This window comes from Streptomyces sp. NPDC059002 (assembly GCF_042740435.1).
Taxonomy (GTDB): domain Bacteria; phylum Actinomycetota; class Actinomycetes; order Streptomycetales; family Streptomycetaceae; genus Streptomyces.
This window is the reverse complement of record NZ_JBHYJI010000072.1, coordinates 39,041-45,722: the sequence shown is the minus strand read 5'-3', so window position 1 is coordinate 45,722 and position 6,682 is coordinate 39,041. Positions and strand designations below refer to the sequence as shown.

Sequence of the window (6,682 nt, the reverse complement as noted above, 5' to 3'; positions counted from 1 at the left end):
TGCATCCCTCACACCGAACCCAACGATCCGATGATCGGAAAGACACCCCCTAGAGTCTGACGCCCCGCTCCGCCAGCCACGCCCGCGGGTCCACGCCCGAGCCCAGATACGGCGTGAGCCGCGTCTCGAAGTGCAGATGCGGCCCCGTCGAGTTGCCGGTCGTGCCCGCCTGCCCGATCCACTGGCCGGGGCGCACCCGGTCCCCCTGGTCGACGGTGACGGCCGCGAGATGCGCGTACTGCGTGAAGTAGCCGCCCGCGTGCCGCACCACGATCTCGATGCCGAAGCCCCCGCCGCACGACACGCTCTCCACCCGGCCCGCGCCGACCGCCCGCACGGGCGCCCCGATGCCGACCGCGAAGTCCTGCCCCGTGTGCCGGTGCGCCCACCGTTCGCCCGCGCTGTCGAAGCCCGCGGAGAGTTCGTACGTCTCCACGGGCGGCACCCACGCGCGCGTGGCGCGCTTCTTCGGCTGTTCCAGGCGTACGGCGCCCCGGCACTTCCCCGCGGTGACCGACCTGTCGGCCTCGCCCTGCAGGGTCCACTGCGCCGACTCCAGCTTCCGCTCGATGCCGCGCTTCAGCTCCGCAAGGCGTACGTTGCGGCGGTCCAGGGAGCGTTTGGCCCGGTCCGCCCTGCGCTTGGCGGCCCCGAGCCTGGCGGCGGCCCGCTGGGTCTTGGCGACGGCACTGTTCACCGCGAGATCCGTCTGCCACAGGACCTGCTTCCCGCGCATCAGGTCGTCGGGGCTGTCGGCGAGGAGCAGTTGCGCGGTGTAGGGCAGGCCGCCGCCGGTGCGGTACTGGGCGCTGGCCATCCGGCCCAGGTCGCCGTGGAGCACGGCCACGTCGTGCCGCTCCTTGGCGAGGAGTCGGTCCAGTTTCCGGACCTTCGCCTTCTGGAGACCGGCCGCCCGACGCCCCTCTTCGTAGCGGGCGGTCGCGGCGGACGCCTCTTCGTAGAGGCGTGCCACATCGGCGCTCGCACTCGGGCCCTCGGACGCGGCGGCGGGCGGCGTGAGGCCCAACAGAGCGCAGAGCAGCACCGACACACTGAGGAGCGGGTGCGGACGGCGGTGGCGGCTCGCAGACATGTCAGGGATCGTTGCCCGCCTCGGCGGCACGGATCCTGCGCGACTCGTGCACTCGGGGGGCGCGGTGCCCCGTACGGCCCACGCGTATACCGCCGAACAGGGGCGTCCTTACGGGACCCGAGTCCCTCCGCGCGACCTCAGTACGGTGCCTGCCACACCACCGTCGTACCGCCGCCGTCCTCACCGATCCCGGGCCCGTACCAACTGTCGCCGCCCAGCGACTCCGCCCGCCGCTTGAGGTTCTTCAGACCGCTGCGCCGACCGCCCTCCGCGATGCCCACGCCGTCGTCGGCGACGGTCAGACGCACCCCCTGCTGCCCGTCCGGCAGGACCACGGACGAGTCCACGACCACCTCGATACGAGCCGCCTGCGCATGCCGGAACGCGTTGGACAGCGCCTCCCGCAACGCCGCGATGAGGTTCTTGCCCGTCAGCTCGCCGACCACCGTGTCGACGGGACCCACGAAGTGGTGCGCGGGCTTGAAGCCGAGCGGCACAGCGGCCATGTTGATCTCGCGCAGGACCCGGGTGCGCAGCCCCGAGGGGGCCTCGGCGGGGCCCTGCTGCAGGGCGAAGATCGCCGTACGGATCTCCTGGATCGTCACGTCCAGCTCGTCGACCGCCTTGCCGACGCCGACCTGCACCTCGGGCACGACGGATCGGCGCTGGGCGCTCTCCAGCATCATCCCGGTGGCGAACAGCCGTTGGATGACGAGGTCGTGCAGGTCCCTGGCGATCCGGTCCCTGTCCTCGTACACCGCGAGCCGCTCCCGGTCCCGCTGCGCGTCGGCCATCATCAGCGCGAGCGCGGCCTGCGAGGCGAACTGCGCGGCCAGCGTCCGCTCCGCCTCGCTGAAAGGACGTCCCCCATGCGCGCGTGGCGTCACCAGCGTCCCGAGCACCCGGCCGTCGCTCTGCAGCGGCAGCATCATGACGGGCCCGTAGTTGCGCGCCAGCTCGGTCATGATGCGCGGGTCGGTCGCCGCGTCGTCGATGAAAACGGCCTCCCCTTCGAGGAGTTGGGTGACGATGCGGCTCTCCGGAGGGACGATCACGCCGAGCGCCCCGCTGGGATCGTCCGAGGAGACGGCGACGATCTCCATGCCGCCCTCCTCGTCGGGCAGCAGCACGATTCCGGCCGCCGAGTCCGCGAGGTGCCTGGCCTGCTCGGCGACGACCGCGAGCGCCTCCTCCGCGTCGCTGCCGGACAGCAGGGCCGTGGTGACCGCCACGGAGCCGTCGATCCAGCGTTCGCGCTGCTTGGCCGCTTCGTAGAGGCGCGCGTTGCCGATGGCGATGCCCGCCTCCGTGGCAAGCACGCGGACCATGTGCACGTCGTAGTCGTTGAACTCGGCGCCCCCGCGCTTCTCGGTCAGATAGAGGTTGCCGAAGATCTCACCCTGGACGCGGATGGGGACGCCGAGGAAGGTCCGCATCGGCGGGTGGTGGGGCGGGAAGCCGCAGGAGCGCGGGTCGGCGGAGAGGTCGGCGAGGCGCAGCGTCCTGGGCTGGTGGATGAGCGCGCCGAGCAGCCCCTTGTGGCCGTCGGGCAGCCGTCCGATCCGCTCGGCCGTCTCGGGATCGATGCCGTAGTAGACGAAGTCCGAGAGCCCCTCGCCGTCTTCGGAAACGACGCCGATCGCGGCGTAGTGGGCGTCCGCGAGCTCGGCGGCGGTCTCGCAGATGCGGTCGAGGGTGGTGTGCAGTTCGAGCCCGGTGCCGACCGACCGCATGGCTTCGAGCAGCTGCGGCACCCGTGAGGTCAGCTCGGGCGAGAGCCCCTGCAGGCTGCGGGTGGCCCGCGTCGCCGCCTCCGCCGAGTCCGGTGTGCCGTCGGGGAGCGGAGAGTCGGCGGAGGCCGATGGTGCTGACATGCCTTTGAGCCTAGTAAGTCCTATTTGCAGGGGAAAGTCGAGGCCACGTTCTCCACTGCGCTAAGCGGCCTTGTGGAAGTCCGGTGCGGTTCGAGTGCGCCCCGAAGGGGCGCGGGGAACTGCGCGACCAGCCACGACACACCCGCAGATGTGGACCGTACTTCCCGCGGAGCGCTTAGCGCGCCCCCACCGTCAGCAGATCCGCCGCCCGCTCCAGTTCCAGCATCCGTCGCAGCGGCCCGTCCGCCACGGCGAGATCCGCGTACGTGCCGCGCTGCGCCACCCGCCCCGCGTCGAGGACGAGCACCTCGTCCACCGCGTCGAGCCCGGCGAGCCGGTGCGTGATGAGCAGCGTCGTACGCCCCTCGGTCGCGGCCAGCAGGTCCGCGGTGAGGGCGTCGGCCGTCGGCAGGTCCAGGTGCTCGGCGGGCTCGTCGAGGATGAGGACGGGGAAGTCCGCGAGCAGCGCGCGGGCCAGGGCGAGACGCTGGCGCTGTCCTCCGGAGAGCCGCGCCCCGTGCTCGCCGACGAGCGTGTCGAGCCCGTCGGGCAGCGAGTCGGCCCAGCCGTCGAGCCGCGCGCGGACCAGGGCGTCGCGGAGTTCCCCTTCGGTGGCGTCCCGCTTCGCGAGGAGCAGGTTCTCGCGCACCGAGCTGTCGAAGATGTGCGCGTCCTGCGCGCACAGTCCGACGAGTCGGCGCACCGTGTCGCCGTCCAGCGTGTCCACGTCCGTGCCCCCGAGCGTGTACGTCCCTTCGTACGCCCCGAGGAACCGCAGCAGCACCTGCGCGAGCGTCGTCTTTCCCGACCCCGAGGGGCCGACCACGGCGATGCGCCGCCCCTGCTCCAGCGTCAGGTCGACACCCGCGAGCGCGGGCGCGTCAACGTCCTGTCCCTCATGGCGGGCGCGCAGCCCCTCGACACGCAGCGGGAAAGGCGTCCGCGGCGCCTGTGCGGGCACGGCGGGCTCGGGGACGGGCACGGGCGCGTCGAGGACTTCGTAGACGCGCTCAGCGCTCTTCCTGACCCGCTGGCGGTACTGCACGGCGAGCGGCAGCCCGGCCACCGCCTCGAAGGCGGCGAGCGGGGTGAGGACGACGACGGCCAGCGTGAGGCCGCCGAGCCGCCCGTCGTGGACCGCCTGCACGCCGACGAGCGCGGCGGCGGCCACCGTGAGGCCGGTCACGAGCGCGCCGAGCCCGTCGCCGAGCGCCGTCGCGGTGGCGCCCCTGGAGGCGATCCCGGTCAGCTCGGCGTCGGCATCGCGTGCCTTGGCCGTACGCCGTCCCAGCGCGCCGGCGACGGTCAGCTCCGCGGTCCCGGTGAGCAGGTCGGCCACGCGGGTGGCCAGCGTCCCGCGCGCGGGGGCCAGTTTCCGCTCCGCGCGACGGGCCACGGCGCCGCTCACCAGCGGCACGCCGACACCCGCCACGAGCAGGCCCACGGCGAGCACGGCGCCCGCCTCGGGCAGCAGCCAGGCGGTGAAGCCGACGGCGCCCGCGCTCACGACGGCCGCGGCGGACGCGGGCAGCAGCCAGCGCAGCCAGTAGTCCTGCAGGGCGTCGACGTCGGCCACGAGCCGCGAGAGGAGGTCCCCGCGCCGGGTCCCGCGCAGTCCCGCGGGGGCGAGGCGTTCCAGGCGCCGGTAGACGGCGACGCGGGTGTCGGCGAGCATCCGCAGCACGGCGTCGTGCGAGACGAGGCGCTCGGCGTACCGGAAGACGGCACGGCCGATACCGAAGGCGCGGGTCGCCGTCACGGCGATCATCAGGTACATCACGGGCGGCTGTTCCGACGCCCTGGAGATCAGCCACCCGGACGTGGCCATGAGCCCCACGGCACTCCCGAGCGCAAGACTTCCGAGCAACAGCGCCAGCGCCAACTGCCCCCGCCGGGCCCGCGCCGCATGCCGCACCCGGGCGAGCACCCGCCCCTTCGGGTCGGAGACTTCCGCCTCCCTCAAGGCTGCGGTGACGACGCCGCTGTCACTGTTGTGGGCCATCGCGCCGCCGGACGGCGCAGGTGGGCACACCCCCCGCTGCCGAGCACCGTCTACGGAGGCATCGAGTCGTACGACCCTGTCGGCGACGGCCAAGAGCGCGGGCCGATGCACGACCAGCAGAACGGTCCGCCCGACGGCAAGGCGGCGGACCGCTTCAACGACCTCCGCCTCGGTCCCGCCGTCCAGCGCCGCGGTCGGCTCGTCGAGCAGCACCACGGGCCGGTCCGCGAGGAACGCCCGCGCCAGCGCGAGCCGTTGCCGCTGCCCCGCGGAGAGCCCGGTCCCGTCCTCGCCGAGCACGGTGTCGGCCCCGACCGGCAGCGCGTCGACGAAGGACAGCGCCCCGGCCGAGCGCAGCGCCTCCCGCATCTCCGCATCGGACGCCTCGGGTCGCGCAAGACGTACGTTCTCCGCGATGGTCCCGGCGAAGAGATGCGGCCGCTGCGGCACCCACGCGACCCGCTCCCGCCACCGCTCGGGCGACACCTCTGCCAGGTCGACGCCCCCGACACGGACCCGGCCGCCGTCGGGACGTACGAAGCTCAACAGCACGTTCAGAAGGGTCGACTTGCCCACCCCGCTGGGCCCCACGAGCGCCACGGTCTCGCCGGAGCCGACCTCGAAGGAGACGTCCGACACGGCGTCCGCCGACCGTCCCGGGTAGCGGACCGTCACGCCCTCGAAGGCGAGGGCGCCGGTGGGCGCGGGACCCGTACCGGCGGTCGGCGCCGGGGTCTCCAGGACCTCGAAGATCTCCTCGGCGGCGGAGAGCCCCTCGGCCGCCGCGTGGTACTGCGCGCCGACCTGCCGCAGCGGCAGATAGGCCTCGGGCGCGAGGACCAGGACGACGAGACCGTCGTACAGATCCATCTCGCCGTGCACGAGCCGCATGCCGATGGTCACGGCCACCAGCGCGACCGAGATCGTGGCGAGCAGTTCCAGGGCGAAGGACGACAGGAAAGCGATGCGCAGCGTCCGCATCGTCGCCTGCCGGTACTCGCCGGTGATCTTGCGGATGGACTCGGCCTGCGCCTTGGCGCGGCCGAACACCTTCAGGGTCGGAAGCCCCGCCACCACGTCCAGGAAGTGCCCCGACAGACGGGAGAGGAGCCGCCATTGACGGTCCATCCGGTTCTGCGTGGCCCAGCCGATCAGAATCATGAAGACCGGGATCAGCGGCAGCGTCACGACGATGATCGCCGCCGACACCCAGTCCTCGGTGACGATGCGGGCGAGCACCGCCACCGGCACCACCACCGCGAGCCCCAACTGCGGCAGATAGCGCGAGAAGTAGTCGTCGAGCGCGTCCACGCCCCGCGTCGCGAGCGAGACGAGCGAACCGGTCCGCTGACTGGTCAGCCACCCGGGACCGAGCTCCCCCGCCCGCTTGAGAAGCCGCCCCCGAAGCTCCGACTTGACCGCCGCGCTCGCCCGGTGCGCGGCGAGTTCGGTGAGCCAGGAGACCAGCCCCCGTCCCACCGCCACCACGGCGAGCAGCACCAGCGGTGTGCCCAAGTCACCTACGGAGTGGCCCTTTTGGAAGGCGCCCACCACGATCTCGGCGATGAGCATCGCCTGGCCGATGACCAGGCCCGCTCCGACAAGTCCCAGAACCACCACCGCGACGAGGAAGAAGCGAGTGGCGCGGGCGTACCGAAGCAGGCGCGGGTCGATCGGTTTCACGTGAAACACACCCTCCGAAGGACGGGGGAC

The 6,682-nt window shown here is 72.8% G+C and carries 3 protein-coding genes; all 3 read right to left on the bottom strand.

The window, feature by feature from the left end; all coding sequences use genetic code 11:
• Nucleotides 1-49: 49 nt before the first annotated feature.
• The 3 genes from ACFWZ2_RS38225 to cydD all read right to left on the bottom strand — a co-directional run bounded on the left by ACFWZ2_RS38225 (nt 50) and on the right by cydD (nt 6,652).
• A complete protein-coding gene (locus ACFWZ2_RS38225) occupies nt 50-1,093 on the bottom strand; it encodes a peptidoglycan DD-metalloendopeptidase family protein (RefSeq protein ID WP_384553843.1) in 1,044 nt (347 codons plus the stop codon).
• A 137-nt stretch (nt 1,094-1,230) separates the two neighbouring features.
• Nucleotides 1,231-2,967, bottom strand: coding sequence for a GAF domain-containing sensor histidine kinase (locus ACFWZ2_RS38220; protein ID WP_384553841.1), 1,737 nt, complete (start codon nt 2,965-2,967; stop codon nt 1,231-1,233).
• Nucleotides 2,968-3,142: 175 nt separating this feature from the next.
• The gene (gene cydD, locus ACFWZ2_RS38215; protein WP_384553839.1) at nt 3,143-6,652 is read right to left on the bottom strand and encodes a thiol reductant ABC exporter subunit CydD; all 3,510 of its coding nucleotides are present in this window, start codon (nt 6,650-6,652) and stop codon (nt 3,143-3,145) included.
• Nucleotides 6,653-6,682: the final 30 nt, after the last annotated feature.

What these genes read in the sequence shown, in the direction of transcription:
- ACFWZ2_RS38225 (WP_384553843.1), bottom strand. Translation starts at nt 1,093, where the DNA reads ATGTCTGCGAGCCGCCACCGCCGTCCGCACCCGCTCCTCAGTGTGTCG.
- ACFWZ2_RS38220 (WP_384553841.1), bottom strand. Translation starts at nt 2,967, where the DNA reads ATGTCAGCACCATCGGCCTCCGCCGACTCTCCGCTCCCCGACGGCACA.